The organism is Dictyobacter sp. Z7_2 (genome assembly GCF_057551105.1).
Window position 1 is genome coordinate 1999744 of the sequence record NZ_BAAJPE010000001.1, and the last position, 25770, is coordinate 2025513.

A 25770-nucleotide genomic window follows, 5' to 3' on the forward strand; every position below is an offset into this window, starting at 1 on the left:
CTCTAGACGCCAACACCGCGAGGCTGTGGGATCAATAAACGGCCAGTAGCCTCTCCTACTATGTTACCGTCAAGAAAGATTGTGTTCCCACGTAACAAAGTACGTACCACACGCCCATGTAACTCACGTCCCACATAGGGACTCTGACGATGTCGATAAAAGAGATCCTGCTCATCAAGCGTATAGCGGTCCTGCAATGAAACCAGAGAGAGGTCTGCGTCTGCTCCCACTTCGAGATGACCCTTACGCGGAAAGATCTGATAACGTCGAGCAGCATATTCAGCGGTCACGGCCGCAATCATCTCTAAAGGAAGATGACGACGATGATAGCCCTCAGCCAGCAATAAGGCCAGTAGTGATTGACAGCCTGAGATGCCTCCCCAGATCTTAAAGAAGTTTGCGTCTCCTTTGAGTGACTGTGGAGCTGGCGAGTGATCAGATGTGACCATCGGCAATGTACCGGCGAAGAGATGCTGCCAGAGCGCTTGCTGCTCCGTTTGTGAACGGATCGGAGGAGAACATTTCGCGACCGCGCCTAGCTCAATCACGTCCTCGTCAGTCAACACCAGATAATGGGTACAGGTCTCGCAGCTCACATCGACGCCGCGAGCTCTGGCATTGGCAACCAACCTCACACCACGTCCACTACTGACATGTACTATATGAAGTGCGCATCCAGTCTCTTCAGCAAAGGTGATTGCTCGTCCGATAGCCTCAAGCTCTGCGACAACCGGTCGCGAATCCAGATAATCGCGGATGCCTGTCCTCCCTTGCGCCTGAGCCTGCTGTGCAAGTGCCGTCGTGATACCATCATTCTCGGCGTGTACAGCCACAATTTTTCCCAGACGCGCCGCCTGCTCCATCCCCTGATAGAGCGTCGCATCATCAACCGACAAAAAATCATCGATACCGCTACTACTCATAAAAGCCTTAAAACCCACCACACCACACTCGGCTAACTCATCCAGGCATGAGAGATTGCCTGGCACAATGCCACCCCATAAGCCAAAATCGACAAAAGCCGTGGCTCTGGCGACGGTCAACTTGGCGATAAAGCTGGCAGCATCGACGGTGGGAGGATGAGCGTTCACAGGCATATCAAAAAAGGTCGTGGTCCCGCCAGCAGCCAGGGAGCGCGAGCCAGAGGCAATCCCTTCCCATGCTTCTCGTCCCGGATCGTTGAAGTGCACATGGGGATCAACTACTCCCGGAAAGATATGCAGATCATGGGCGTCGATCACAGATTTCGCACGTGCGTTGATTTCAGGAGAGAGTTCAACAATATGTTCATCGGCAATGGCAAGATCAACCCTTTGCACTCCTTTAGAAGTTACCAGCGTGCCACCTCGAATAACGAGATCATATATACTCATGGCTTATGCTCCTCCCTCCATGCGACATAAATGGTCGAGAAAACGATCCATAATACGTAGAGAGACCTCAACATCCCCTACTTTCACTGACTCGTCGGCGTGATGGCTAATCCCACCTTTGCAACGTACAAAAAGCATCGTTACGGCAGTCAGAGCGCTCATCGCCACAGCATCATGACCTGCTCCACTTGGCAGCCCATAGATCGGAAAGTCTTCTTCTTCAATGGCCTGCTTGAGCATTGTGGATAGTTGTGGAGCGCAAAAGATGGTGCTGTTCTTTTGGATACATTGCCAGTCTAAGTTGATATCTCGCTCCGAGCTAATCCGCAATGCAGCCGCATACAGATCCTCGCACGCCTGAGCCAGCACAGCGCCTTCTTGATGGCGTACATCCAGGCTCGATAACACGCGTCCGGGAATCACGTTGCTGGCTCCAGGATGGATCTGCACCTTCCCCACAGTCGCGACGAGTCCAGGAGTCTTACGACCTTGTGCCTCGACAGCCAGAAAAAACTCTGAGGCCGCACAGAGAGCATCATGACGCATATCCATTGGGACGGTGCCCGCATGTCCGGCCTGCCCCAGAAAATTTACCAGATAACGATGCTGACCAGCAATCGATGTAACCACTCCCACGGGAAGCTCAAGCGCCTCCAGGACTGGTCCCTGTTCAATATGAATCTCGCAATAACCAAGCAGATCCTCGCTGCGCCAGCGAGCTGTCTGCAAGAGGACAGGATCAGGCTGTCCTCCAAACTGCTGAATCGCATCAGCCATCTTAATCCCAGCATCGTCAACAAACTGGAGCGCAGCGACATCGAAGGTGCCAGTGAGCGCCCGGCTACCAAGGTAGGTCGTGTGATAGCGCAATCCCTCTTCATCTGCAAAGCCAAGGATCTCAATCGCAAACGGCAGACGACGCTGCTGCTCATGCAGATGCTCCACGCAAGCCAGAGCCGTCAACACACCGAGAGGACCATCATACTTGCCGGCATCGCAGACCGTATCGAGATGAGAACCAAAGACCATCGTCTTAGCAGCAGGTTCAAGCGCCTCATAGCGGCCAATCAGGTTACCGACACAATCATGCTGTACCGACATACCGGCAGCAAGCATCCAGGTTGCGACGAGCTCATTCACCTCATGCATCGGCGGAGTGGCAAAGCGACGCGTCAAATAATCTGCATCCTCGCTATAAGTGCCCAGCATATCACAGCGCTCCATCACCAGGCGTGCGGCCAGATCAAATTGCATACTCAGCTCCCTCGATATGTACTATAGGCCCAGGGCGAGATCAGCAGTGGGACGTGATAATGAGCCGTAGGATCAGCGATTCCAAAGCGGATGGGAACCTCGTCAAGAAAGAGCGGCTGCGGCAGTACAATCTGCTGACGAAGAAAATATGCTCCCACAGCAAAGACTAGCTCATAGCGGCCAGTCCTCAGAGCATCGCCCGCGAGCAAAGCCTCCGCTGTACGACCCTCCTGATCTGTGTGCATCGTCGTCAGGAGTGTACGAGCGCCACTATCGTCTGCCAGCTTCCAGAGCTGGATCGGAACCTCGGCGGCGGGACGGCCTTGCATCGTATCTAAAACGTGTGTTGTAAGCAGACCAGACATGGCATCCATTTCCTCTCAGGAATTTTAGATTAGGAACATTCTCAATCCTATCGATTTACCGTTAAAGTAATGATGCCATAAGCAGAGAAGGGATCGCTATAGACTTTAATTTTCTCATCTATTTCAGAAGTAAAAAATACATCGCGGGTACGATTCTGTGCTTCAAACGAGACTTCAGCCAATTGAGGATAACGAGATAAAATGCGAAGTCCCATCTCGTGCACGAGATGCTGAATCGATTCGCTGACAAATTCATGAAAGACAACCTGGATTAAATCACGTAACTGTTCAGCAGGGACATACTGCTCATGGTCGATCGCCAGGAGCGTTTGAGCATCACTATATTTCCAATAGACATCCAGATAGATAAAAAGTGGACGATCGACACGCTCGGCCAGAGTCGTATACTCGTCACGCACAAAGCGCGAAAAGGCACTCCCAGTAACTTTGAAAAGCTCCAATCCCATCCGGCCACAACGATGGTCGATTAAGGCTGAAACGCCATCCACATGCTCAAAGGTCAGAGTCGCCGTCGCATAATCGGTATGAGTACGCTGAAAGAGCACCGAGCTATCAGTAAACTCATCCCCATCGGGAATCGTGGTAGCGGCAAAGGGCATTTCACGACCGCTCAAGCGCAAGCGCTGCATCTGTGCATAGGTCTCCAAAAAGTGACGCCCAAGCGTATCCAGAAACTCTTCGAGCGTCGCACCCTCAAACGTCAACGCCTCACGAATCACAAAATTCTTCATGCTATCTGTAGCGACCACGTTCGAATTATCACCATGAGTATAAGCCGGCAAAAAATTCTCTCCCAATACTTCCACGTCTATCTCGTAGGCAAAGAGAATATTTTTACTGCCAGAGTATGGCGATTCGGGGATGGGCTTGACTCCCAGCAGAGGACGCGCATAGACGCGATAGATGGGAACACACAATTTGCCATAACTGGTGGAGAAGGTATACTCGTTGCTCATAACAGATCACCTCTCAATCTCGCAAGTGCGGATAGAGAGCACTCAGGAATGTTTGTGAAAAAGCATTCAGGACTGCTCAGAACGAAACAGATCGCGTAGACGTAATGCACAGATTTTAGCAATCTCCACGAGAGCGGCCTCAATCTCTTGCTCTCGCGTATGCTGTAAACGCACCTCAAAGCCGGCCAGGATGCTTTCTTTTTTATTTTCACGAGCGCAAATCACGAAGGGAAAGCCATAACGCTCACGGTACTGCGCATTCAGGCGTGTGAAGGCGGCGATTTCGGCAGGCGTGAGACGATCCAGTCCAGCGGATGCCTGCTCATTAGTCGATGCAGGCGTGAGAGTTCCAGCCAGGGCAGCACGTCCCACAAGATCAGGGTGAGATTGAATGAGAGCGATTTTCTGTGCCAGTGGTGCAGCATACATGACAGCACATAATGCCTGATGCAGCTGGCCTACGGAGATAAATGGTCGATCGGGCCAGGTTGCGGTCACGATCCAGGGGGGACCTTCAAATAACGAGCGCAACGCCTGGACAAAATTGTCCCTATCGAGGAGATTAATCTCTTGTAGAGTAAATGCCTGTCCATTTGCCATATAAGATCCTTTATAGCAAGCAATACAACACCATCCCATCCCAATATGTTTAGTATAGACAGACGTTAGGGGTCCGTCAAGTGTATATTATACACATAGATTATAGCTATTGCAGTCGACGGCTGGTATTTCATCTTTCACACATGCTAAAATAAAATTACGTTGTCAGAAAGGTAGCTACGCACATCGAGACATGGTTACTTTTTAGAGTACAAATATCGACAGCCTCCTCTGGTATCCCTTTGATGATCAGGCGACGTTTGCAGGGAGTGGGAGCCCTACAGATCAAAAACGATCGCTGGATACTCCCTTATACCTCCGAACATGAGCAGTTCCTGACGCGCATAAGCGCTGATCTCTCCAGGCAGCACGCTTCAGGGCATTTTTCTCCCTGGCAAGCCAACGATGATAAACAACAACAAGAGCTTATCCACAAATTTCAGGCCGAACGCCAACAAGAGTATGATGAGTTTCTCCAGCAAGAACAGCAGTTGTTACAGGCGTTGCTACACGATATGCGTACTGAACAATGGACATTTACCAAACTAGAAGCTCATGAGCAATCACTCCACAAATTGGCAGTCAGGCAACGCAGTATTCGACAGCGAGATTTTTTCCCCAATACCCATAGCCACGCAGCAACCGATCTCTTTGCACAATGCGATCAAGCGATCTACGAGTTTGCGCTGATGGTTTATACCTACTGCTCCTCACAGCTATAACGAGTTTTAGATCATCTCTCTGCATATCTCAAGTATCATGGTTTATCTAGACAGATAATAACTTTTGGGTTATAATTTTCATGTAACACAGGTATATGTTGTCAGGGAGGAATACGATTGCATAAATCACAGCAAAAATTGTTAAAAAAACCACAGCAGGAACCACAGCAAAAACTATTACATAAATCCTGGGATAGTCATCTCAAATTACTTATGGCACATGCCGCGCAAGATTACGTCTCATGGTTAGTCGGTGATGCCATCGTCGATGAAGAAATACCAACACATATGCAGAGCTATGTCGATGCCGATAGCTTCTATGGTTTTCACATTGGCTCAAAACATTATGCCATGCATCTGGAATTTCAATCTGGTCCCGATCCTAACATGGGAAGGCGGTTGTGCGAGTATAATATTATTGCAAGCCGTAAATTTGAGCGTCCCATTTATTCAACGGTCATTTTCTTAAAAGAAGCCGATGTTGATACTGTATCACCCTACGTCGTACACGATCATACTGGTGCGGAGATACATCGTTTCAATTTTACCGTCATTAAGTTGTGGGAAGTTCCGACGAAAATGCTGTTTGAGAGGCGTTTTCAAGGGCTCCTTCCATTAGCCCCTTTGACACGCGATGGACAACAACATGAAGTGGTCGAAAAAGCGCTTCAGAATCTGCTCGATGGCAATGCCGACAAGGAATTGATTGCGCTTTTCTATGGATTATCTTCACTCGCTTTTGAAGGAGACGATGAGCAGGAATGGCTTAAAAGGAGGTTTCAAATGCTCGAAGACATTTTGTACGATACCTGGGCATTTAAAGATTTGCGTAATCGAGCCCACAAAGAAGGTCGCGAAGAAGGTCGCGAAGAAGGTCGCGAAGAAGGCCGCGAGGAAGCTCGCGACGAGGCTCGCATAGAAGATTTTGACATCTTATTATCATTTGTACAGGCTCGTTTTCCAGGTTTGCTATCATTAGTTGAACAGTGTAGAATTGTCGTGACATCCAATAAAGTTGTACAGCAGCTGGTAATCAAAGTAGGGCTGTCACGCTCTGAGGATGAAGCCAGACAGCATCTACTTATGGCACTCAGGCAGTAATGTAGCACTATCATACAGCATTGCAACTATATAATACCAATCATGGCGATCCCAGACACAAAAAAGATTCAGAGGAAATAGGTCTCACGATGAAGATCTATTTCCTCTTTTTGGTTTGAAAGCAAAGAAAGCTCAGCCGAGACGCGCACCATTGAGAGGATATCTGATAAAATAGATAAAAAATTAATTAAAGGATTTGGCAGATGCAATTTACATTTACTCCTCTGACTGAAATCGATATCATCGAGATGCAGTCCTGGCATTTTAGCGAGCCATACACAATGTATAATCTCCCGGAGGACCTCAAGGATATTCGCTGGGAGATGCTGGATCGCGGCAGCCCTTACTATGGAGTGCACGATGCAGATGCACAACTGGTAGGTCATTTTTGTTTTGGTACGTCAGCAGAGCCATGGGATCATGAAAGATCGGCGCTCTATACCGATGATGCAGTCCATACCTTGACAGTGGGGTTTGGCATGCGTCCTGATCTGACCGGGCAGGGCTTTGGAGCGTCCTTCATCGAAGCGGGCCTGGAGTTTGCCAGAGTGCATTTTCAACCCGATACCTTTAAGCTCTACGTCCTCGACTTCAACAAACGGGCTATCCGCGCTTACGAGCACGTTGGCTTCACGCAGGTAGGGACTTTCAAGCAATCTGAAACATCTGGAACAGCATCATTTCTCGTTATGGAGCGCCAGGCATGAAATATCTCAAAATATTCAGCCAAACCGCTTGATTTTCTCTTCTTTTCTATTTATATTTTTTATGGCAACGGTATTTTACGCAACAGTTGCACGCACAACTAATCTGTTAAGAAGATGCGACAAGCTATGGATGTCTATCGAGCATATCACATCTTCCATGATCTTTTTGTGCTTTTAGATGAGGGAGATCGTCAGGTGTTACGTGAGTTCAATCTGACACCGATCCAATACAATGCGTTACTGCTGCTGGGATCACATGAGAGCTGGCGTTTAAGTGTAGCCCTTACTTCACTCCAGCCTTCGGACGAGTAATCAAAACGCCGATCAATCCCAGCACAGCAAGGATTCCACAGAGTTGGACATACTTATAATGTACCATTGTAGGATCGGCAGAGACGGGGATAGGCACGTGGTTGATATTAGGGATGAGGTAGTAAAAGCAGAGCACCAACGTCGCCACGGTAAAAGCAATAGTTCCATAAAACCAGGTTGGATTCTTTAGACTATCCATAAATTCAAACCTCTTTCTAAGAGTATTAGGATGCAAAACTATTGTTATATACATTCATGCAAAGATATTCTAACTTAATCCTTTTATAGTGATGTATTGATTTCCCACTTGTAACCTACGCCCCAGACGGTTCCTATATATTCGGTTTGTGTATCGAATTGTGCCAACTTGCGGCGAATACGTTTAACATGCTCGGTTACGGTCTCGGTATTACCCAGGGAATCTATCCCCCAGATGCGATCATACATCACCTCGCGTGAGAAGACCTGGCGCGGATGCAAGACGAGAAGCTGAATAATTTCGAATTCCTTACGTGTCAAGGATAAGGATTCACCTGCATAGCATACTTTGTAGGCACTAAGATCGATGGTCAATTTGCCATAACGTAACAAAGTAGCATCCCGAGCCAGAAGGATGCGACGTTGCCGACGCAGATGAGCCTCAACGCGTGCGATCAGCTCTTTGATGCTAAATGGCTTCATGATATAATCGTCCGCACCGACGCTAAAGCCCTGGATCTTGTCGGCGTCGCTCTGTTTCGCGCTCAGGAAAAGAATGGGAATATCTAATTTTTCGCGTAGCTCTCTGCATACAGCGAAGCCATCACGCCGAGGCAGCATGATATCAAGCACAATCAGGTCCGGACTACATTGACCAGCAAGATGCAGAGCGTGTGTACCATCAAAGGCCACATAGACGGTATAACCCTCATCCTCAAGCGCATCCTGAATGAATTGGACAATTTCATCTTCATCATCAACTACGAGAATAGTCCCGCGTGGTTTGTCCTGGTTCGCTGACATCTTCTGTCTTTCTAAGGCTCTGCCTCATCACTAAAACATTCCTGCATATAACATAACCACATCATAGGCTAAAAAAATAAACAGTTTCAAAACTTTTCCTCTAACATATCTTCAACGCCTCATAGTTTAGGTTTCGTTTAGAACTCTGGCCCATACTGGGGACAGATCGATATACATCATGATACACACTCATAAACATAGCTGTGATGGCTTCATCGTTTGCATTCTCTATAAATTGGAAGGAAACTTTATATGGACAGAGTCTTTGACGGAAAGACACTCATCACTGGCACAGTACTGTTCGCACATTCACTTCAAGCCGTAGCGCGGCTGCGTCTGATATTAGGGTTAGCGGCATTACTGGGCGCGATTATTTTCCTTGAGGGTACAAGTTGGGATATTCAATGGCATTCTTACATTGGTCGCGATCGTACACTCATTCCTCCTCATATCATGATGCTGAGTGGAGTTACCCTCAGCGGCATAGCAGGACTGCTGGCAATATTGATCGAGAGCTGGTGGGCACGACGCAATCAGACCGTTGAGCAACATAGCCTGCGCTTCGCGGAGATCTTTACAGGTCCTCTAGGTGGATACGTAGTTGGCTTTGCTGCGCTTATGGCCGCTGCCGCATTTCCTCTCGATGCCTACTGGCACACACTTTTTGGTATAGATGTCTCCATCTGGGCTCCTTTTCACATCATGTTTATTGCCAGCATGGGTATAGTAGCGCTGGGTGCCGTCTATATGCTAGCCTCTGCTGCACAGCTGGCCAACAAATCCAGCCAAGCACACCCGCGTAGCGGATATGGAGCCACATGGGGAGTCATCCTTGCACTGGCAACGGTTCTGAGCCTTTTTACATTACTACTCCTCAACGCGCTTGACGACATGCATTGGATCAATCTGGGATTCATGAGGTTCAGTGTTTTTCCTCTCTTATCAGGCCTGCTAATCGCCTTTACATTGATCACGGCAGTGTTTGCAATCCCCTGGCGCTGGACAGCTACACTTGTTAGTGGCTGCTATATCCTGCTGGCAGGGATCATGGTTGTGCTCGTGCAGCCTGCCACTAGCTGGTTACTGACAGTTGAGCACTTACAATACCGCGAAAACCCACCTTTTACCTCAGCAGTAGCGCTCCAATGGTCCATCATGCCTCTGATTGTTGCCATCATAATTGATAACATCATGCATAAAGCGCGACGTCAACGCTGGTCGCACAACAAGTTAACGCTCTTTCTGACTTTCGCCACCTTGCTCGCCGGTGTCCTGCCGATTATTCCCTACTTCCCCCCGCTCCCTTTACTGCTTGCATTTTACATGGGGATAGCTGGTTCGCTGGTTTCAATACTTCTAGGACTTGGCGGGGCATATCTGGGCATCATTTTTGGTCGTAATGTAGGTGAGTCAATCAGCTCTCTGGAAAGGTAATAAAGATGACAAAGCCATTCCAATTTCTATTGCTCGCATGCGGAGTAATTATCCTGCTGGCAGTGGGTGGAGAGATCACGTATTCGATTGCTGCAACCACACATGGCAGTCAGGCTGCTCGTGTGGTACAGGTACAGGCAGGTCCCTATCCACTGACAGTCAGTCTCTATACCAATCCAGCCAACGCGGGCTACGCACTACCTTTTGCGATTGCTCCACAGCAGCCAGTCAACGGCACGTTGACATATGACGTCATCTCGACGCCCGACCCCTCAGATGTCTCTGCGACTCCCGTACGTGCAAGTATCAGCCCTGACTCAAAGGTGCGGAACGGCATCCAGGGCGATGCAGAAATCACGGTACAGGGTCGGTGGAAGCTTGATATTACAGTCACAAGCAGCGCAGGTCAGGGAAAAGTATCCGTCCCCATCGTAGCGACCACGTTGCCGGCGATTCCCAACTGGCTTGGCTGGATTATTGGACTCATTCCGCTCTATGGGCTGCTCATCTTCTTGCTCTCACAGCAAGCCCACAAAGCAAGACCGGAGCTGGTTACCATATAACAGAAGCATCATGACGCGTCAACTACGGGGAGACAAACGGTTACTTCACAGCCACTCACAGGTAGATTCCGCAGCGTAATTGTTCCCCCATGACGCTCTACCAGTAGTTTGCAGGTGTAGAGGCCAAGACCAGTGGTTTGAGTAGGCTTTGCGTCTGGAGAGATTTGACCACGATAAAATTTCTCCCAGACGTGCGGTAGGTCTTCTGGAGCAATGCCGCTTCCGCTATCACTCAGGATAAATACCAGAGAGCGTGGCTCACGGATACAAGTCAGGCAAATCTGGCCATGTACTGGCGTATAGCGTGTGGCGTTTTCAAAGAGGTTGTCTAAAACTTGCTCGACCCGATGGAGATCAAGCATTACAGGAGATAGATCAGCGACAGAATTATGTAAACGGTACAGAAAGGTAATGCCAGAAACCGCAGCCTGGAGCGTATACACGCGGACTTTACGTGCCATTTCTTCCTCTAGCGCAACAGGCTGCAATTGGAGGATAAAGCTAGTCTGCTCCAGCGCGGAGACCAGCAACATATCATTGAGCAGGCGCATCATACGCTCGCTGCTAGCCTCCAACACCGGCAGATAGCGCTCCAAACGTTGGTGGCGTTTCTCGCCCGCCTCCGTCCGCACAAGTCCTTCGACATGCCCTTGGATAATCGTAACTGGCGTGCGGAGATCGTGTGAGAGTGCCGCGATCATTATCCGCATCTCCTCTTGTTTACGCCACTCGCGTTCCAGCGATTCCTGCAACTCGCGGCGTAGTTCATTAAACGCATAACAAAGATCGCCCAGTTCGTTGCTCTCACTGTAGTTGATGGTGAAATCCAGATTCTGCTGACGAATCTGCTCAACTGCAAGCATGAGTTCATTGACCGGTTGACTTACTTTACGTCCCATCAACCAGGCAAAAAAGAGTATCGCTATGATCAAGACAACAAAAGGGGTCAATAGTGCCAGGCATAACACCAGATCATTTAGAGCGATGCCTGATGTTCCAAGCGTTGTATGCTTGACAAATAGCAGAAACCAGATGAGAAGCAGAAATTCGATGGCAGCACTGCCTACAAAGGTCGCTCCGAGAATACCAGCGCAGTACAAGATGAAGATACGCCTGAAACTGTTATGCTTACGGCGTGACCGGTCTTTCGTTCGACGAGTATACCGATTTCCCATGGTTAGCTCCCAGGCAGTAATGGTGTCAACAGATACAATCTATAAATCATATGTACGCACGTCCTCTATTGTTTTTATAATATCTAGCCATATTATAAGTATTAAAAATAAACAGTTTCAAAACTTCGTCCTGATCCAGCTAGAATCTGCCATCTGTTTACTCTTTATGAAAAACATTCTTTTTTACGATCGTGATACATCATCATTCAGTCGTGAATATATAAAATACTCCCAAAACACACGGAGCGCCATCCCCTCGCGGCTATAACTCGACCACTCAATATGATCAGTTTCCTCACAGGGGATGGACGCTATTGGAATAGACGCTGGTAAACCAGTTCGTATAAGTTATAGAACATGGGATATAAACATCGAAGGTTACTCTTTGATGGTGCCATCCTCAAGGTTTATACGTACATCAGCAATGTCCGCCACACCAGTATCATGAGTTACAACGATGACGGTCTTACCTTGCTCGGCAAGCGTCTTGAGAAGTCGGATAATCAGCCGACCGTTTTTGGAGTCCAGATTACCGGTTGGTTCGTCAGCAAGGATCACCTGGGGGTCGTTGGCAAGGGCACGAGCAATCGCGACGCGTTGCTTCTGCCCGCCGGATAATTTGCCCGGCTTATGATTATAGCGATCTTCGTTGATACCGACCTGTGTTAACAAGCTCCTGGCTCGTTCCTGCACATTCATACGTGACTTTCCGCCGATCAGTTGCATGGGCAACATGACATTCTCAAGAGCGCTCAAGTTGGGTATCAGATGGAAAGATTGAAAGATGAAGCCAAGTTTCTGCCTCCGAAACAGGTGTTCCTGACGTGGCGAGAGACGACGCACATCAACGCCATCGATGACCAGTTCTCCGGACGTTGCCTGATCCAGTCCACCGAGTACATAAAGCAGGCTCGACTTACCACATCCGCTCGGCCCCATGATCGAGACAAACTGCCCCTCGGTGAAGGTAAAGCTGACATCGTTGACCGCTTTGATCGTTTCTCCTTGCGACTTAAAAAACTTGCTCAGTCCCCTGGCATAGACAGTAATTTTTTTATGCTCAGTTTCCGACGCTGGAGGTAACGGCAGCGTTGCGATAGACGTGGTTACGCCTGTTTTTTGCCCGGTAGTATTCTCACCCGGAAACGGGATTTGTTTGAAGGGAGGAAGTTCCATTGTCATTGTCTGATCCTTTCGTTACGTTACTAATTGCCTTTTCTGAGGACGATAGCTGGTTTGATGCGCGAGACATACCAGGCTGGAATGACACTCGTCAGGATAGCCAGGGCCATACCGAGTCCAACGATAATCAGGACGGTCTCCAGGTTCAGCGTGGCTGCTGCGATGTGGACATTGCTGAGCGTTGATGATGCTCTTGAGAAGAAGCCTCCTCCTCCACCAGGGCCTGCGGTTGCAGTCGTCGAGGAGGCGGTAGATACGTCGAATTTCTGCGAGATGATGGGTCCGAAGAAGGCCAGTAAAGCGATGCCGATGATGGCTCCCAGGCCACTCATGGACAAGACTTCACCCCAGAATTGCCGGATCACCTGCCAATGGGAAGCTCCGATGGCTTTCAGGGTGCCGATCTCAATGGTTCTCTCACGGACAACAATGAAGACCGCAAAAATGATCACAATCACTGATACCGTAATCGAGACCAATAAGGCCAGGTAGATGCTATTCTGCGCGACACTCAAGGCGCTAAAGGTGCTCGCATAGGTCGAATCAGATGTTACGATATCGTATTTTGTGCCCAACGTCGATTTCAATTTACTGGCGACAGCGCTGACCTGATCGTAGGTTGTGGCGTAAGCTGTGATGGAGTCAACTCCCTTGACCGAGTAGAGGCTTTGCGCGACGGTCAATGGGATGACAATTGTGTCGCTCGACAATTGATCGGCACCCGTGGTGTAGATAGCCACCAGAGTAAAGGTTTTCCCTTTGAGGGTAAAGGTTGAGCCAACTTTCAGATTGTTACTGGTCGCAAGCGTCTTGCTCATCATCGCCACATTTGAACTAGAGCCGACGGTCAGAAAATTCGTCCCGGAGACAATTGTCGGCGTGCTGCCCGAGCCAAGAGTATAGTGCGTGGCTCCATTGGAAATACCGTAGACCGTTGGGGATAAGCTGATTGCTTTGCCGTCTGCTCCAGTAATGGAGGTCGTTTTCAGCTTGCCATCGGTATCGGTCTGGCGCACCGTCTCCTCTGTGCTGGCAACACCCGCAGTTTTGGATACTGTGGTCACAACTGAGTCAGGAATAGGAGTGGTGCTGATATTGCCAAATCCACCTGTATTGGCCTTCGGTGTCGTCGAGCCTGTAGAACCACCAGGACGATTAGGAGCCCCAGAGCCACTGCTACTGCTGGAACCACTACCACTACCACTCCCATTACCACCAAAGGTGCCACCGAACTGTCCAGCATTGTTCTCCGCATAATTGATGGTGATCGAGGTGCCCACTTGCTTATGGACACTGGCGATCTCCTGTTGAGCGCTACTGTTCAGGCTGATCATGGCAGCCACAAACATCAGGCTCGCTCCCAGCAGGATCACGACCAGGATTAAGCGTACAGGATTGCGTAATGCATTTCCCATACCGCGCACGATTATACCCATAGAATGTTTCAGCTCCTTTTACACACTTCAGTCTATTCAAGTTGTTATCTCTCAATACGATTAAGACAGCGCAACAACGTTTACATATCTTCTAGTCTCAAGTATAGAAGAGGCTTGTCAAAAAACTGCATTGAAGCTGTAAAAAATTGGTGTGTAACTTCTAAAGAATCCTGTAGAAGTAGCAAAAGGAGGATAGGTCAGAGGCAAAGAGCAAGTAAGCTCAACATTCTCGGAGTTCTTAACGTTTCAATTGTGGCAAAACATCGTTCACTAATGTCTGTAGCGTGATCAAATTAGGAAATCCCTCGCAGGTAAGAATAAAATAGTTGATGCCCAGGTCGATAAATGGACGCATCTGCTCTATGATCTGTTTGGGCGTGCCGACAAAGGCGTGCGATGAGTTATGGATTTTTCCCGATCCCAGTTCATGGATGATCGATTCGTTAGGAGCACAGAGACAGTTCGCTTGCATGACCAGTTTCAAAGATAATGGATCTCGTCCCACAGCGGCACAGGCCTGCGCACAATAGGAGAGTTGTCTCCTCACTGAGTCGAGATCAGCTTCTCCTACATCCCACCAATCGGCATAGCGAGCGACCACGTTAAGCATCTTCGGCTTGAAACCTGCGATCAGAATGGGCGGAATGGGATCTGGCTTGGGATTACAATATGCATTGGTGACACTATGATGCTGGCCTTCAAAGGTCACATTATCATGCTGCCAGAGAGCCTTGATAATCTGGAGCGTCTCCTCCAGTTCTTCGACCCGCACGGCAGCAGGAGGAAAATACATATCGTAGGCAGCACATTCTTCCGCATTCCAGCCTGCTCCCAGTCCCAGGATAAAGCGTCCCTGGCTCATATACTGGAATGTCGCCGCCATCTTCGCCAGCAGCGCGGGATTGCGGAAGAGCTGGCAGAGCACCATGTGTCCAAATTTCAGCTCGGGACGCTTTGAGGAGAGGTAGGTCAGAGCGGTCCACGCCTCCAGGAGGTCATGCGAGCCATATTGAAGGTGATCACTGAACCAGGCCGAGTCGAAGGAGCGAGCAATAATCTCCAGCCCCTTGGTGTATGCTCGTAGATAAGCACCACGATCAATATCACCGTTACCTACGGGCATCGACCAGCCAAATTGAATACGATCCGTCACAAGTAACCTCCTTATGAGACAGTCCTCTCTCATCTATACGGTTCTCTCGATGCTTCCGTATACAGACGAACAAGTATGGATACCTGAGATACTCACTGGCTGGCCGTTTCTTGCGTATGTAAGCGTTCCTACGCTCCTTTTCAGGATTTTACGCTTTGGAAATCGGTAGAGCTACTTATGGCTTGCCATTTGCGTGCTTCTGCAATCTTCTCTTCCTCTCGTTCGATTGCTCTTTGGACAGCACTACTGCCAATCAGCAGACGTAGCGGTGGATCGGGCTCGTCAATGATGTTCAATATCACCCGCGCGGCTTTCGTCGGATCGCTCCCGCTATCTTTCTTCCACGTGCTCATCATCTGTAGCCTTTGACCGATGGGGGCTTGATAATCTTCTCCAGGCTGAGTGATATGCATTGATGAACCTGACCAGTCGGTTGGCATCAGGCCCGGCTCAACAATCAATACTTTTATACCTAGATGAGCGACTTCGTTCGCCAACACTTCTGAAAAACCTTCCACACCCCATTTGGCCGTTTGATATGCACCCAGTCCTGAAGAGCCTCCGGCGCGTCCACCAACCGAGGAGATCTGCACGATATAACCCGCACGCTGTTGGCGTAAGAATGGGAGCGCGGCACGAGTCACATTGATCACACCCCACAGGTCTGTTTCCAACTGATCACGAAACTCCTCTTCAGTCGCTTCTTCAATAGACACGACATTACCATAGCCCGCGTTATTGACGACAACGTCCAGTCGCCCAAAGGTTTCGATGGCGGCATTAACAGCATTTTTTACCTGCTCTCGATCTCGCACATCCAGAGCGACAGCGCGAACATTCTGACCGTAGCGTTCAATGAGTTCGGCAAGCTGATGTGGGTCACGCGCGGTCGCGATCAACTGATCCCCATGAGCCAGGACCGCTTCGGCCAACGAGCGCCCAAGGCCACGCCCACTTCCAGTAATCAACCAAACTTTTGACATCGTTTTTCCTTTCATATACCTGAGGGTGGCAGAAATACTTTCTTTTCCACTACACTCATCCCCTCGTAAGCTCATCTGATTGCATCTCGTCTGAAGCCTCCCATGGATATCCAATCGGCAATCGACGAGAAAGAGTGGCATTGGAAGCCTCTTCAGAGAAGCTATTCCTATGCTTTCTCAAAGTTTACAGTTTAGAGCGCGCTCTCAGTCAAGAGGTAAGGCAATGATGAAAGGACTCCTTTTACACTTTTATCCGCCTACCCGTTATCTGCACGCGCTTTCCAGCTTTCCTGATCCTGGTAGAAAAGAAAATTCTTCAGATATATAAAATTGGGATAATACGTGATATGTATTATCCCAGTCTAAACATTGTTGGATTACTGAAAACGTCACATTTCTCCGCGACAGGCTGACAGAGCACGTTGCGCAAGCGCAGGAACGCCTTGATCGAGTAATCTGAAGAAGGGATCGTCGGTAGTGCCCGCCAGATAGCGTTTATAGCTTCCTTCGAGCAGGATGGCCAGTTTCCAAATAGCGAGTGCTACATAAAAATCCAGATGGGCCACCTCGCGCTGCGTGCGGGCGGCGTAGCGCTGGACAAGTTCTGCACGGGTCGAGAAACCAGGCTGCGCACTCATCTGCCAGGCGGCATCGCCAAGCGTAAAGGGCGGATCATCGACCTCGCTCCAGAAGGAGAGGAGATAGCCGAGGTCGGCCAATGGGTCACCGATGGTTGCCATTTCCCAGTCGACGATGGCAAGGATACGTGCAGGCGGCTCTGGAGCCAGCAAAGCATTATCCAGACGATAGTCACCGTGGACAATCGAAGTGTATTGGCTGTCCGGGACGTGCTCTTGGAGCCAGGTTGTCACTGCGTCGAGTGCCGGTATGGAGCGCGTACGAGAGGCGTCCAATTGACCGCTCCAGCGCCGTAGCTGACGTGACAGGTAGCCCTGTGGCTTCCCAAAGCCTTCCAGGCCAACCTGTTGCCAATCAACCATGTGCAGAGTGGCCAGCGTGTCGATGAGGACTTCTCCGATACCTGCGCGGCTCTGGATATCAGTCACAAAGCCAGCCGGTAACGTTTCACGAATGGCGATGCCTGGGATACGCTCCATCAGGTAAAAAGGTGCTCCTATGACACTGATGTCGTCGCAAAATAGCAGCGGATGCGGAACAGGGACCGGTGTAGCGGATAACGCTTGCAGGATACGATATTCGCGTCCGACATCGTGAGCGGTAGGTAGCAGTGGTCCGTACGGCGGACGCCGCAGGACCCATTCATGCGCGCCAGCCGTGATAAAGAAGGTTTCGTTGGAATGACCACCACGGATACGCTCAATCCCAAGCGGTATGGTGGCATCATAAATAGGCAGAGCGGTGGCTAAATACGCCTGGAGGGCGGTACCATCTACGAGCAAGCGTTCCAGATCATCGGCCATATTACAATCCCTCCACGCGCCGAGCTCGATCCTGCTTGAAGTTGGATACATTGCCTTCATGAGGACGTTCGTCACGGGCTGTCGCTGCGGCCTCCTTCAGGATCTTCCGGGCAATGACGCTGCGATGGACTTCTGATGGGCCATCGTAAATACGGAACGGTCGCACGGCACGATAAAAGGTGGCAAGCGGCAGGTCGGTGGCGATGCCATGAGAGCCGCAGATCTGCACAGACCGATCCACTACCCGGTTGACGGCTTCCGCCACAAAGGTCTTCGCCATCGAGGTCTCATATTTTCCATCGCCCCCCGTATCGAGCAGCCAGGCGGCGTGCCAGATCATCAGGCGAGCGGCATGGATATCGGTTGCCGAGTCAGCAATCATCGCGGCAACCATCTGATGCCGTCCGAGCTGATTACCAAAGCTCTCACGCGTATTCGCATACTGCGCCGCGATATCAAGGGAGCGCTGTGCCACTCCGAGCCAGCGCATACAATGTGTCAGGCGGGCAGGAGCCAGTCGCACCTGAGCATATCTAAAACCTTCGCCGACCTCTCCCAGAACAGCATCCTCAGAGACCACACAATCGCGGATCACGATCTCGCAATGCCCTCCGATAAATGCGCCGTCCAGGGAGGGGATCTGACGGACGAGTTGGAAGCCCGGATTGGGCAGGTCGATCAGAAACATACTCGCTCGCGGCTGATGTCCCGTCGCGGCCTCGCCAGTATCGGTTCGGGCCATGCAGATCGCAAAGGAGGCACCATCAGCCCCGGAAATATACCATTTATCGCCATTGATAACCCAGTCGCTCCCCCGCCGCGTCGCCGTTGTCTGCAAGAGCGAGGGATCAGCTCCAGCTCCGGGAGGCGGTTCGGTCATCGCAAAGCATGAACGGATCTCACCAGCCACCAGCGGACGCAGATAACGCTCCTTTTGCTGCTCAGTTCCGACGACTTCTAATAAATGCATATTCCCCTCGTCGGGAGCAGAGCAATTGAGCGCCAGAGGACCAATCAGACTATGTCCAGCCTCCTCGAAGACCACGCTCTGTCCTCGCATATCAAGCCCGAGGCCGCCCCAGGATTTCTCTACGTGCGGAGCGTACAGACCTGCTTCTTTCGCTCGACTCCTGAGCGCCGTTAGCTTGTCGGCAGGCAAAATAGTATGCTCATCCCCATGGCCCTCCTCGGGGATCACGTAGTCCTGGATAAATTTCGCTGTACGATGCTTCAGTTCAAGTATTGCGGGGGAAAGACTAAAGTCCATGAAAGCATACTCCTTCGTAAAATATGCAATCTTATACACACATCGTTATGCTATAAGAAGATTGCGCCTCCAGAATTCTTACACATCACTGACAGTATAACATCAAATCCAGCACAAGAGCATCTGCAAGGTCTTTTATGAACCCTGGACAGTTACGTCAAGTTTCATGCCAGCCTCATAGTGTCCAGGGAGATGACAGGCGAATTCAGGATGCGTTCCAGCTGTCGACGTGGGAAAGGTATAGTTGATGGTCTTTATCTCACCGGGGTTGAGGTTGGAAATATCCACAAATGCTTGCTTATCCATCTCGCCCATCGAGCTACCATTCATAGCCATAGAAGATGGCATGATCATAAATTCGTGCGCCGCCTGACCGCTATTTTTCACGATAAAATGATAGGCAGTTCCAGCCGAAAATGTTTGCAGGGATGAGGCGATCTTGTCATCGGTTTCGTCGATTGTGACATCAACAGCTTTAGTATTTGTACTGACCGTCTGCGTCGACTGAGTTGTCGTGCCCATGTTCATACTTGATGGCATAGAACTCTGCTCACCACATGCGGTAAGCATCACTAAGAAAACCAGCAAAAAAGCCAGTGATAACAAATTCCGTTGCATATACAATTCTTCCTACACTTGATCTCTAACAATGCATCCCAGACAACATCTCAACCTTCATGCCATGATAGAATTGTCCAAGATATACGATCATTTAGAACTATAAGAAATCTGATGCAGCACATCAGCCAGCATCAAAACCTCTCAGAACACTATAAAAACATGCTATTGGAATAATTCGCCCCGCAACACCGTCAGAGCCTGTCCACCAATGCGCACGCGATCGCCATCAAAGCGCACGCGCAAGGTACCACCACGCTTCGATGCCTGATAACCTGTGAGTTGTTCGCGCCCTAAACGCTTGCTCCAAAAGGGGCTAAGGACACAGTGCGCGGAGCCCGTTACAGGATCTTCGTTGATGCCAACACTGGGGCAGAAGAAACGCGAGACAAAATCATAGCCTGAAGATTCGCTGGCGGCGGCTGTAACAATCACGCCACGTGCCGGGAGGGTGAGCATACGAGCAAAATCAGGCTGGATTTTGCGCACAATCTCTTCAGATTCGAGCTCGACCAGATAATCAAGCTGGCTCTTGCCTATATAGAGCGGTGCCACACCTAAAATTTCCTGGAAGAGCGGTTGAATTTCAACTCCCTCTTCCAATTTTGCGGGCAGGTTAATCTCGATCCAATCGCCATCCCGCCTGGCGGTGAGCAGGCCACCACGCGTAAAAAAACGGGCCTGCCCATCGTGCGCCAGATAGCCATGTGTCCAGAGAGTGTGAGCACTGGCTAACGTCCCATGACCACACAGCTCAAGCTCAACGTGCGCCGAAAACCAACGCAAGCGATATCCATCGTCCTGAGGATAAAGAAAAGCGGTCGCCGCCAGATTCATCTCGCTGGCCACCTGCTGCAACCAGGCATCCTCGCGTGGCCCATCCAGGATACAGACCGCAGCCGCATTACCGGTGAAAGGGGTGTTCGTAAAAGCATCAACATGAAAGAGAGGATAACTCATATTTCTCTGCTCCTGACCTTTTTGTCCAATAGAATCTACTCTACTCTATTGTATAAGGGAATGTATTACCTGTCTACAGCAAGAGTAGCATCGTATGCAAGCGTACAATACTGTTAAGATAGGAATAAAAACCGTTTCGCCTACGGCGTCAACGCTCACCGACGTAGCGGCGCGGCTCCGCCGTGCTGTCTGTGATTCGTACGGCAACGTTGCCCATGGCGTTGCATTTAGAGACGCTCCCAGGCCGAATCATACGAGCTACAGACAGCACGGCGGAGCCGCGCCGCTACGTCGGCTGGCTTGATCTCTTTGGGGGTGATGATTCCTTAACTTTACCGTATTGTACGCAAGCGTACGACGCTACTGAGAGCACAGGCGCTCAATGGTTTCAAGTAGGAGTTGGGGAAGTAGGCCAAAGGAATAGGACATCAAAACGGCTTCGTCTCGCTGATGAGCGCCACGTCCAAACGGTCCCCAGTTGATGCCGGGAATGTTGAGATCCTGCATCGCCGCCAGCGGCAGATGATACGTTCCTATGGCGGTGGCGGCTTTTTCCGCTTGCCAGATGGGTAGATTGGCCTCTAAAGCGGTCAGATCCAGTCCACGATCCAGGCCGAGATAGCTGATGTCTGAGAGGTAGGGGAAGAAGGGCCGCTGCTCCAGTTGAAGCTCTGGATGCGCGACGACGACAGCATCAACGGCATCCTGCAAGGGTCCAGCCACAGGCGATAGCGCGGGATAGTATGGCGGCGCGTAGAAGATGATTACTGCTGGACCTTGATGTTCACTCAACCGCCAGAGGCGCTGCGTCAGACGCATACATAGCTCACGGCTATCAACGGCGCTGGACCAATTATTTCGTTCAGCCTCTAACTCGCTCGATACACGCTCCTGACCATATTTCTGCACCACTTCAGTATACAGGTTGGCATAGAGATAGACTGCTCCAATCCGCTGCGGCAAGCGCTCAGCTCTGTCCAGCTCACCACTGGCCTGATACCAGCGCTGCTCTGTTGCGTCGATGCGCTGAAGCAGTTGAGTCATGACGTTTTCTGCTCGTTGGAAGAGGCGCTCTAAAAGCTGATGGGGAGTGGTTGTCAGGGTCAATACGTTGAGATAGAAGTAGGACATGATGGGCAGCTGGACGTCATAGTGCGCTTTAAGATCAGTGGCATGGAGGGTTACAGGTGGAGCGGTGATCTGTCCAGGGACAGCGTCGCATAAAGAGTTGTTCATGCTGAGATCGCGGATCAGTTCGGCGGCCAAAAGATTCGCATCCAGACCACGAAAAGGATCTCCTGCATGCGACTCACGTCCCACACAGAGAAATGATGGCAATAGCTTTCCAATCGAGCCAGCATAGATATAACGTTGCTCGTCGCCCGGGTAGCGAGACGTCACATAATCGGTATTCAGCGCTCCAATATAGTTTAAACCATAGCGCTCGCGTAGTTGGAGCAGTAACGAGATCCCATGCAGGATGCCTGCTGATTCGTTTTCTTCATCACATGTAGCCAGCAGTAAGATAGAGAGGGGATATGGTTTCACCCGAGAAAGTTGGGCCAGATGACGCATCAGAGCAATATGTACAGCGATACCACTTTTCATATCGGCAGCACCACGACCAAACATCCAATCCGAAAAAGCGGCGGCTGACTCTGACTCTGGCAACAAAGCTGCTCTCTGCTCAAATAGAGCTGCCGGATCAAGGGCGAATGGTTCCAGAGCTCCGTAGTCCGATGTGTCAACGGTATCAAAGTGACCCAGCAAGACAACGGTCTCCGCCGAGACCCCACGCAGGAATGCATAGACGTTTTGACGCTGATAGGGATCATTTTCAAGCGCATCCAAAGCACATTCAGTGTAAACCTGCTCCATACCATCAGCACAGAGCAATGAGAGGATCTCTTTAGCCACCGTTATCTCATCTGAGCCGGGGCTTACACCGCGTCGAGCGACCAGTCGCTCGGTATAATTTTTTACCTGCGTGTACCAATCTTCACTTTTCATGCCATAATGATAGCATACCCACATCGTTATCACCATGCAGAAGGGATGTACCTTGCAATGAAACAAGCGACAAACACGTACGTCTATGTTGGCACCTACGCCAGCCAACAAGATCCAGGAATCTTTACCTATACGCTCGATAGCAATAAGGGAGCTCTGACCTATCTAAACGGGACAGCCGGGATCGAACATCCTGGATTTCTTACCATCAGCGATGATCGGCAAAGACTGTATACCGTCAGCGAAACCGGAGAAATCATGGGCATGGTGGGAGGGTCGATAGCGGCATTCGCAATCGATCCGCAATCGAAAGCACTAACTTTTTTGAATCAACGACCCACCACGGGAGAAGACCCCTGCCATATTACCCTCGACGGAAGTCAGCGCTATCTCGTCGTCAGCAACTATAGTGGAGGAAGTATCTGCCTCTTTCCGCTACAAGCAGATGGAGCAATCGGCGAGCTCGCCGATAAAATTCAGCATCATGGCAACAGCAACGTGCGTCCCGATCGGCAGGAAAAAGCGCATGCGCACTCAGCTACCTTTGATCCCAGCGGCACATACGCTTTTGTGGCAGACCTTGGACAGGATAAAATCGTTACCTATCAGCTCGATACAGAGACACAAAAGCTCGTACGCGTTGCAGAAACAGTTACACAGCCGGGATCAGGTCCGCGACACTTTACCTTTCATCCGACAGCCAACTATGCCTATAGCATCAATGAGCTCGACTCGACGATTACTGCATTCGCCTTTGATCCTGACAGCAAAAAGCTGACAAGCCTCCAGACGATCTCGACGCTGCCAGAGGATTTCCAGGGTGAAAACACCACGGCCGACATCCACATTCATCCGGCGGGAACTTTCCTCTACGGATCGAATCGAGGGCATGACAGCATCGCCGTCTTCACGCTCGATCCAGCCACGGGCAAGCTTACCAGCAGGGGACAGGTAGCAACCGGAGGAAAATGTCCACGCAATTTCGCTCTGACAACAACGGGCAGTTTTTTGCTGGCGGCGAATCAACTCAGCAACAGCATCGTCACCTTTGCCATCGATCAACAAACAGGAGACTTAACGGCGACAGGAGAAAAGATAGAGGTTCCAAGTCCAGTCTGCATCAAAATTATCGATTAGCAGATCAGCGACCCGCTCCCTTGATAACTAATTAAGCGCTCTGCTTAATTAGTTATACTGTAGCGAGGAAGCACACATAACATAATGAGGCTTTTCAGATGGATAAGACAGCAGAGATTTCATCTTCTGTCTGTTTTCACATTGCTAGCTGCCGATATACTTGTAACGCTTTCGCCGTGCGCTCGATACCTTCGGAGACCGATACGATCGGCGTGTAGTTGAGATCATGCTGTGCCGCACTGATATCGAAGGTTTGGGTGCTGGCAAGCAGATTAATAATAAAACGTGTGAATAAAGGCTTTGTGCCATCCAGCGTGGAACGTTGTTCCATGGCGGCAGCAGCGGCACGCGCAATCGGTAAGGGCACATAACGCACATCGGCCGGACACTTCAAACGATACAGGAGTGTACGAATCATATCCCACAACACAACGTGCTCATTATTTGTCACAATGTAGGTTTTACCCACCACGTTAGTGGCATACATAGCCAGGATGAGCGCATGGATCACATTATCCACGTAGGTCACATCCACCTGATTTTGTCCATTGCCAAACTGAAACAGCCGATGCTTACAAGCATCTTCAACGATACCAGAGAGCCATTTATCGCCCGGGCCAAAGATGACGTTGGGACGAATAACAACTGTCTGCACATCGGTCGCGGCCTTGACCAGACTTTCGGCCCGCTGCTTCGATAGCGAATAGAGAGAGGTCAAACGTCGTCCATACGGTGCCTGTTCTGTACCCTTACACTGACCCTGACCCGACAAAGTCACACACGTCGACGAGATGTAAATACAGCGCTTGACAGCGTGTTCACGACATCCCGCCAGCACAGCTGCCGTACCTTCAACGTTGATATCAAAGAAATCTGAGCGCTCACCCCACTGTGAGACCAGCGCTCCCATGTGATAAACGATATTCATATCAGCGCAGGCCGCACGTACCGCCGCGGCATCACGAAGATCGCAGGAGACAGGCACCGCCCCATCAGCAATCAAATCCTGCACCCCCGAAAAGTTACGGCCCATCAAATACACCCGATGTCCTCGATCCAACAGAGCAGAACCAAGATACCGACCCAGAAAGCCAGTCCCACCGGTAACAAGAATCTTCATCGTTAACCTTCCCACTTATACAAACAACTCAAAAGGCCAAAAGATCCCTACAACCCACCAGTAAGATAGAGTAGTTACCATCCAAAAATTATTCTTATCATTAGTAAATATCGCAAAAGAGACGGCGTTTGTAGCATTCAATTTGAATATAGCCATTATAGGCTGTACGTTATATAGATTAGACGTGACAAATGACCTATTCTAAGAAACATAACACTGATCATTTGGATCAAGCACATCAATGTCACAACACCTGAACATAGGCGAGAGCAGGCTTTGCAGCACTTTCTCCAGCAAATCGACATCAAGAGGACGAAAAAAAATGCCAAAATGTGACATATTACCATTCTGAGGAAAAAAGGTTTATGGCTATTCAGAGTGGGAGCCACGTAGCGTCGTGCCCTCGGGCACGATGTCCCAGTTTCTCGTACGAGCCAGCAGGATCGCGGTGAGCCACGCTGGCGTGTCTGATCATACGTCGAGTGGGACATCGTGCCCGAGGGCACGACGCTACGTGGGTTGGCTTAACAGGCGCTTCCTTCTTGAACAACCTTATCTGGCTGCGATATGATAGATTAATCCCAGGGTGCTATCTGAGGTGTCGGGGGGGATATGTTGCAGGGTAGTAACGCCGAGATAGGTACATAGGAGAAGCACAAGAATTAAGGCGATTAATAATATCATGTTCAGGCGTTTGCGACTGGTGGTGGTGGAAATCACTTCAGCCAGTTCAGCTCCCTCATCCTGATCGAGATCATCATCCTGATCAATTATATGATTGCGTTCAGATTGCTCTTGCACAACGAGTATCACTTTCCAGGAATTCTGCGGCATGAAATCCCACGTATCGTACTTGAAAATAATGGCTAAAATACGC

General features: G+C 50.0%; 27 protein-coding genes. 8 read left to right on the forward strand and 19 right to left on the reverse strand.

From position 1 onward, the window contains the following. Positions 1 to 2: 2 nt before the first annotated feature. The 5 genes from AC27N8_RS07900 to uraD all read right to left on the reverse strand — a co-directional run bounded on the left by AC27N8_RS07900 (position 3) and on the right by uraD (position 4569). Positions 3 to 1373, reverse strand: a complete 1371-nt coding sequence (locus AC27N8_RS07900) for an allantoinase (RefSeq protein WP_487065694.1) — start codon at positions 1371 to 1373, stop codon at positions 3 to 5. 3 nt (positions 1374 to 1376) lie between these two features. Continuing rightward, entirely contained in the window at positions 1377 to 2627 is a 1251-nt protein-coding gene (locus AC27N8_RS07905; RefSeq protein ID WP_487065696.1) for an allantoate amidohydrolase, read from the reverse strand. A gap of 2 nt (positions 2628 to 2629) precedes the next feature. After that, positions 2630 to 2992 (reverse strand): hydroxyisourate hydrolase, encoded by a 363-nt coding sequence (gene uraH, locus AC27N8_RS07910; protein ID WP_487065698.1) that lies wholly within the window; start codon positions 2990 to 2992, stop codon positions 2630 to 2632. 47 nt (positions 2993 to 3039) lie between these two features. Beyond that, positions 3040 to 3969, reverse strand: a complete 930-nt coding sequence (gene pucL / locus AC27N8_RS07915) for a factor-independent urate hydroxylase (RefSeq protein ID WP_487065700.1) — start codon at positions 3967 to 3969, stop codon at positions 3040 to 3042. A 66-nt stretch (positions 3970 to 4035) separates the two neighbouring features. Further along, entirely contained in the window at positions 4036 to 4569 is a 534-nt protein-coding gene (gene uraD / locus AC27N8_RS07920; protein ID WP_487065702.1) for a 2-oxo-4-hydroxy-4-carboxy-5-ureidoimidazoline decarboxylase, read from the reverse strand. 245 nt (positions 4570 to 4814) lie between these two features. On the opposite strand from uraD, the gene AC27N8_RS07925 reads away from it, so the two are divergent. From AC27N8_RS07925 to AC27N8_RS07940, 4 genes are all read left to right on the forward strand, one after another. Beyond that, positions 4815 to 5291 (forward strand): Chromate resistance protein ChrB, encoded by a 477-nt coding sequence (locus AC27N8_RS07925; protein WP_487065704.1) that lies wholly within the window; start codon positions 4815 to 4817, stop codon positions 5289 to 5291. 117 nt (positions 5292 to 5408) lie between these two features. Beyond that, complete coding sequence (locus tag AC27N8_RS07930) at positions 5409 to 6392, forward strand: RpnC/YadD family protein (protein ID WP_487065706.1); 984 nt, start codon at positions 5409 to 5411, stop codon at positions 6390 to 6392. Between the two features lie 203 nt (positions 6393 to 6595). Beyond that, complete coding sequence (locus AC27N8_RS07935) at positions 6596 to 7099, forward strand: GNAT family N-acetyltransferase (RefSeq protein ID WP_487065708.1); 504 nt, start codon at positions 6596 to 6598, stop codon at positions 7097 to 7099. Positions 7100 to 7225: 126 nt separating this feature from the next. Then, positions 7226 to 7411: a hypothetical protein gene (locus AC27N8_RS07940; RefSeq protein ID WP_487065710.1), complete on the forward strand. Its 186-nt coding sequence runs from the start codon at positions 7226 to 7228 to the stop codon at positions 7409 to 7411. Here the strand turns inward: AC27N8_RS07940 and AC27N8_RS07945 are convergent. Beyond that, positions 7383 to 7610, reverse strand: coding sequence for a hypothetical protein (locus AC27N8_RS07945; RefSeq protein ID WP_487065712.1), 228 nt, complete (start codon positions 7608 to 7610; stop codon positions 7383 to 7385). The two genes, AC27N8_RS07940 and AC27N8_RS07945, sit on opposite strands and share 29 nt — an antisense overlap. Positions 7611 to 7693: 83 nt before the next feature. After that, the gene (locus AC27N8_RS07950; protein ID WP_487065714.1) at positions 7694 to 8413 is read right to left on the reverse strand and encodes a response regulator transcription factor; all 720 of its coding nucleotides are present in this window, start codon (positions 8411 to 8413) and stop codon (positions 7694 to 7696) included. Between the two features lie 252 nt (positions 8414 to 8665). On the opposite strand from AC27N8_RS07950, the gene AC27N8_RS07955 reads away from it, so the two are divergent. Both AC27N8_RS07955 and AC27N8_RS07960 read left to right on the forward strand, forming a co-directional pair. After that, complete coding sequence (locus AC27N8_RS07955; RefSeq protein WP_487065716.1) at positions 8666 to 9847, forward strand: hypothetical protein; 1182 nt, start codon at positions 8666 to 8668, stop codon at positions 9845 to 9847. Between the two features lie 5 nt (positions 9848 to 9852). After that, positions 9853 to 10410: a hypothetical protein gene (locus AC27N8_RS07960; RefSeq protein WP_487065718.1), complete on the forward strand. Its 558-nt coding sequence runs from the start codon at positions 9853 to 9855 to the stop codon at positions 10408 to 10410. A gap of 8 nt (positions 10411 to 10418) precedes the next feature. On the opposite strand, the gene AC27N8_RS07965 is transcribed toward AC27N8_RS07960, so the two are convergent. The 9 genes from AC27N8_RS07965 to AC27N8_RS08005 all read right to left on the reverse strand — a co-directional run bounded on the left by AC27N8_RS07965 (position 10419) and on the right by AC27N8_RS08005 (position 20626). Continuing rightward, a complete protein-coding gene (locus AC27N8_RS07965) occupies positions 10419 to 11585 on the reverse strand; it encodes a sensor histidine kinase (protein WP_487065720.1) in 1167 nt (388 codons plus the stop codon). 378 nt (positions 11586 to 11963) lie between these two features. Next, entirely contained in the window at positions 11964 to 12767 is an 804-nt protein-coding gene (locus AC27N8_RS07970) for an ABC transporter ATP-binding protein (RefSeq protein ID WP_487065722.1), read from the reverse strand. A 23-nt stretch (positions 12768 to 12790) separates the two neighbouring features. After that, entirely contained in the window at positions 12791 to 14203 is a 1413-nt protein-coding gene (locus AC27N8_RS07975; RefSeq protein WP_487065724.1) for an ABC transporter permease, read from the reverse strand. A 238-nt stretch (positions 14204 to 14441) separates the two neighbouring features. Then, positions 14442 to 15356 carry an LLM class flavin-dependent oxidoreductase gene (locus AC27N8_RS07980; RefSeq protein WP_487065726.1) on the reverse strand — a complete coding sequence of 305 codons (915 nt, stop codon included), beginning with the start codon at positions 15354 to 15356 and terminating at the stop codon, positions 14442 to 14444. 140 nt (positions 15357 to 15496) lie between these two features. Continuing rightward, positions 15497 to 16339 (reverse strand): SDR family NAD(P)-dependent oxidoreductase, encoded by an 843-nt coding sequence (locus tag AC27N8_RS07985; RefSeq protein ID WP_487065728.1) that lies wholly within the window; start codon positions 16337 to 16339, stop codon positions 15497 to 15499. Between the two features lie 389 nt (positions 16340 to 16728). After that, a complete protein-coding gene (locus tag AC27N8_RS07990; RefSeq protein WP_487065730.1) occupies positions 16729 to 17781 on the reverse strand; it encodes a phosphotransferase family protein in 1053 nt (350 codons plus the stop codon). A gap of 1 nt (position 17782) precedes the next feature. Beyond that, positions 17783 to 19048: an acyl-CoA dehydrogenase family protein gene (locus tag AC27N8_RS07995; protein WP_487065732.1), complete on the reverse strand. Its 1266-nt coding sequence runs from the start codon at positions 19046 to 19048 to the stop codon at positions 17783 to 17785. A 135-nt stretch (positions 19049 to 19183) separates the two neighbouring features. After that, a complete protein-coding gene (locus tag AC27N8_RS08000; protein ID WP_487065734.1) occupies positions 19184 to 19666 on the reverse strand; it encodes a hypothetical protein in 483 nt (160 codons plus the stop codon). A gap of 165 nt (positions 19667 to 19831) precedes the next feature. Then, the gene (locus AC27N8_RS08005) at positions 19832 to 20626 is read right to left on the reverse strand and encodes a PhzF family phenazine biosynthesis protein (RefSeq protein ID WP_487065736.1); all 795 of its coding nucleotides are present in this window, start codon (positions 20624 to 20626) and stop codon (positions 19832 to 19834) included. 94 nt (positions 20627 to 20720) lie between these two features. Between AC27N8_RS08005 and AC27N8_RS08010 the strand changes: the two genes are divergently transcribed. Then, on the forward strand, positions 20721 to 20930 hold the full coding sequence (locus AC27N8_RS08010; protein WP_487065738.1) for a hypothetical protein: 210 nt from the start codon (positions 20721 to 20723) through the stop codon (positions 20928 to 20930). A 56-nt stretch (positions 20931 to 20986) separates the two neighbouring features. On the opposite strand, the gene AC27N8_RS08015 is transcribed toward AC27N8_RS08010, so the two are convergent. Then, entirely contained in the window at positions 20987 to 22672 is a 1686-nt protein-coding gene (locus AC27N8_RS08015; RefSeq protein WP_487065740.1) for a M20/M25/M40 family metallo-hydrolase, read from the reverse strand. 21 nt (positions 22673 to 22693) lie between these two features. On the opposite strand from AC27N8_RS08015, the gene AC27N8_RS08020 reads away from it, so the two are divergent. Continuing rightward, the gene (locus AC27N8_RS08020; protein ID WP_487065742.1) at positions 22694 to 23773 is read left to right on the forward strand and encodes a lactonase family protein; all 1080 of its coding nucleotides are present in this window, start codon (positions 22694 to 22696) and stop codon (positions 23771 to 23773) included. 136 nt (positions 23774 to 23909) lie between these two features. Here the strand turns inward: AC27N8_RS08020 and AC27N8_RS08025 are convergent, their stop codons facing one another. After that, complete coding sequence (locus tag AC27N8_RS08025; RefSeq protein ID WP_487065744.1) at positions 23910 to 24893, reverse strand: NAD-dependent epimerase/dehydratase family protein; 984 nt, start codon at positions 24891 to 24893, stop codon at positions 23910 to 23912. Positions 24894 to 25445: 552 nt separating this feature from the next. Continuing rightward, entirely contained in the window at positions 25446 to 25694 is a 249-nt protein-coding gene (locus tag AC27N8_RS08030; protein WP_487065746.1) for a hypothetical protein, read from the reverse strand. Between the last annotated feature and the right edge of the window lie 76 nt (positions 25695 to 25770).

Excerpts from the sequence above, each read along its gene's own strand:
- AC27N8_RS07925 (WP_487065704.1), top strand. The coding sequence starts at position 4,815 with ATGATCAGGCGACGTTTGCAGGGAGTGGGAGCCCTACAGATCAAAAAC.
- uraD (WP_487065702.1), bottom strand. The coding sequence starts at position 4,569 with ATGGCAAATGGACAGGCATTTACTCTACAAGAGATTAATCTCCTCGAT.
- AC27N8_RS07990 (WP_487065730.1), bottom strand. The coding sequence starts at position 17,781 with ATGGCCGATGATCTGGAACGCTTGCTCGTAGATGGTACCGCCCTCCAG.
- AC27N8_RS07985 (WP_487065728.1), bottom strand. The coding sequence starts at position 16,339 with ATGTCAAAAGTTTGGTTGATTACTGGAAGTGGGCGTGGCCTTGGGCGC.
- AC27N8_RS07960 (WP_487065718.1), top strand. The coding sequence starts at position 9,853 with ATGACAAAGCCATTCCAATTTCTATTGCTCGCATGCGGAGTAATTATC.
- AC27N8_RS07995 (WP_487065732.1), bottom strand. The coding sequence starts at position 19,048 with ATGGACTTTAGTCTTTCCCCCGCAATACTTGAACTGAAGCATCGTACA.
- pucL (WP_487065700.1), bottom strand. The coding sequence starts at position 3,969 with ATGAGCAACGAGTATACCTTCTCCACCAGTTATGGCAAATTGTGTGTT.
- AC27N8_RS08010 (WP_487065738.1), top strand. The coding sequence starts at position 20,721 with ATGCAAGCGTACAATACTGTTAAGATAGGAATAAAAACCGTTTCGCCT.
- AC27N8_RS08005 (WP_487065736.1), bottom strand. The coding sequence starts at position 20,626 with ATGAGTTATCCTCTCTTTCATGTTGATGCTTTTACGAACACCCCTTTC.
- AC27N8_RS07975 (WP_487065724.1), bottom strand. The coding sequence starts at position 14,203 with ATGGGTATAATCGTGCGCGGTATGGGAAATGCATTACGCAATCCTGTA.
- AC27N8_RS07965 (WP_487065720.1), bottom strand. The coding sequence starts at position 11,585 with ATGGGAAATCGGTATACTCGTCGAACGAAAGACCGGTCACGCCGTAAG.
- AC27N8_RS07935 (WP_487065708.1), top strand. The coding sequence starts at position 6,596 with ATGCAATTTACATTTACTCCTCTGACTGAAATCGATATCATCGAGATG.
- AC27N8_RS07900 (WP_487065694.1), bottom strand. The coding sequence starts at position 1,373 with ATGAGTATATATGATCTCGTTATTCGAGGTGGCACGCTGGTAACTTCT.
- AC27N8_RS07950 (WP_487065714.1), bottom strand. The coding sequence starts at position 8,413 with ATGTCAGCGAACCAGGACAAACCACGCGGGACTATTCTCGTAGTTGAT.
- AC27N8_RS07905 (WP_487065696.1), bottom strand. The coding sequence starts at position 2,627 with ATGCAATTTGATCTGGCCGCACGCCTGGTGATGGAGCGCTGTGATATG.
- AC27N8_RS07940 (WP_487065710.1), top strand. The coding sequence starts at position 7,226 with ATGGATGTCTATCGAGCATATCACATCTTCCATGATCTTTTTGTGCTT.
- AC27N8_RS08000 (WP_487065734.1), bottom strand. The coding sequence starts at position 19,666 with ATGCAACGGAATTTGTTATCACTGGCTTTTTTGCTGGTTTTCTTAGTG.
- AC27N8_RS07945 (WP_487065712.1), bottom strand. The coding sequence starts at position 7,610 with ATGGATAGTCTAAAGAATCCAACCTGGTTTTATGGAACTATTGCTTTT.
- AC27N8_RS07955 (WP_487065716.1), top strand. The coding sequence starts at position 8,666 with ATGGACAGAGTCTTTGACGGAAAGACACTCATCACTGGCACAGTACTG.
- AC27N8_RS08020 (WP_487065742.1), top strand. The coding sequence starts at position 22,694 with ATGAAACAAGCGACAAACACGTACGTCTATGTTGGCACCTACGCCAGC.
- uraH (WP_487065698.1), bottom strand. The coding sequence starts at position 2,992 with ATGTCTGGTCTGCTTACAACACACGTTTTAGATACGATGCAAGGCCGT.
- AC27N8_RS07970 (WP_487065722.1), bottom strand. The coding sequence starts at position 12,767 with ATGACAATGGAACTTCCTCCCTTCAAACAAATCCCGTTTCCGGGTGAG.
- AC27N8_RS08025 (WP_487065744.1), bottom strand. The coding sequence starts at position 24,893 with ATGAAGATTCTTGTTACCGGTGGGACTGGCTTTCTGGGTCGGTATCTT.
- AC27N8_RS08015 (WP_487065740.1), bottom strand. The coding sequence starts at position 22,672 with ATGGTGATAACGATGTGGGTATGCTATCATTATGGCATGAAAAGTGAA.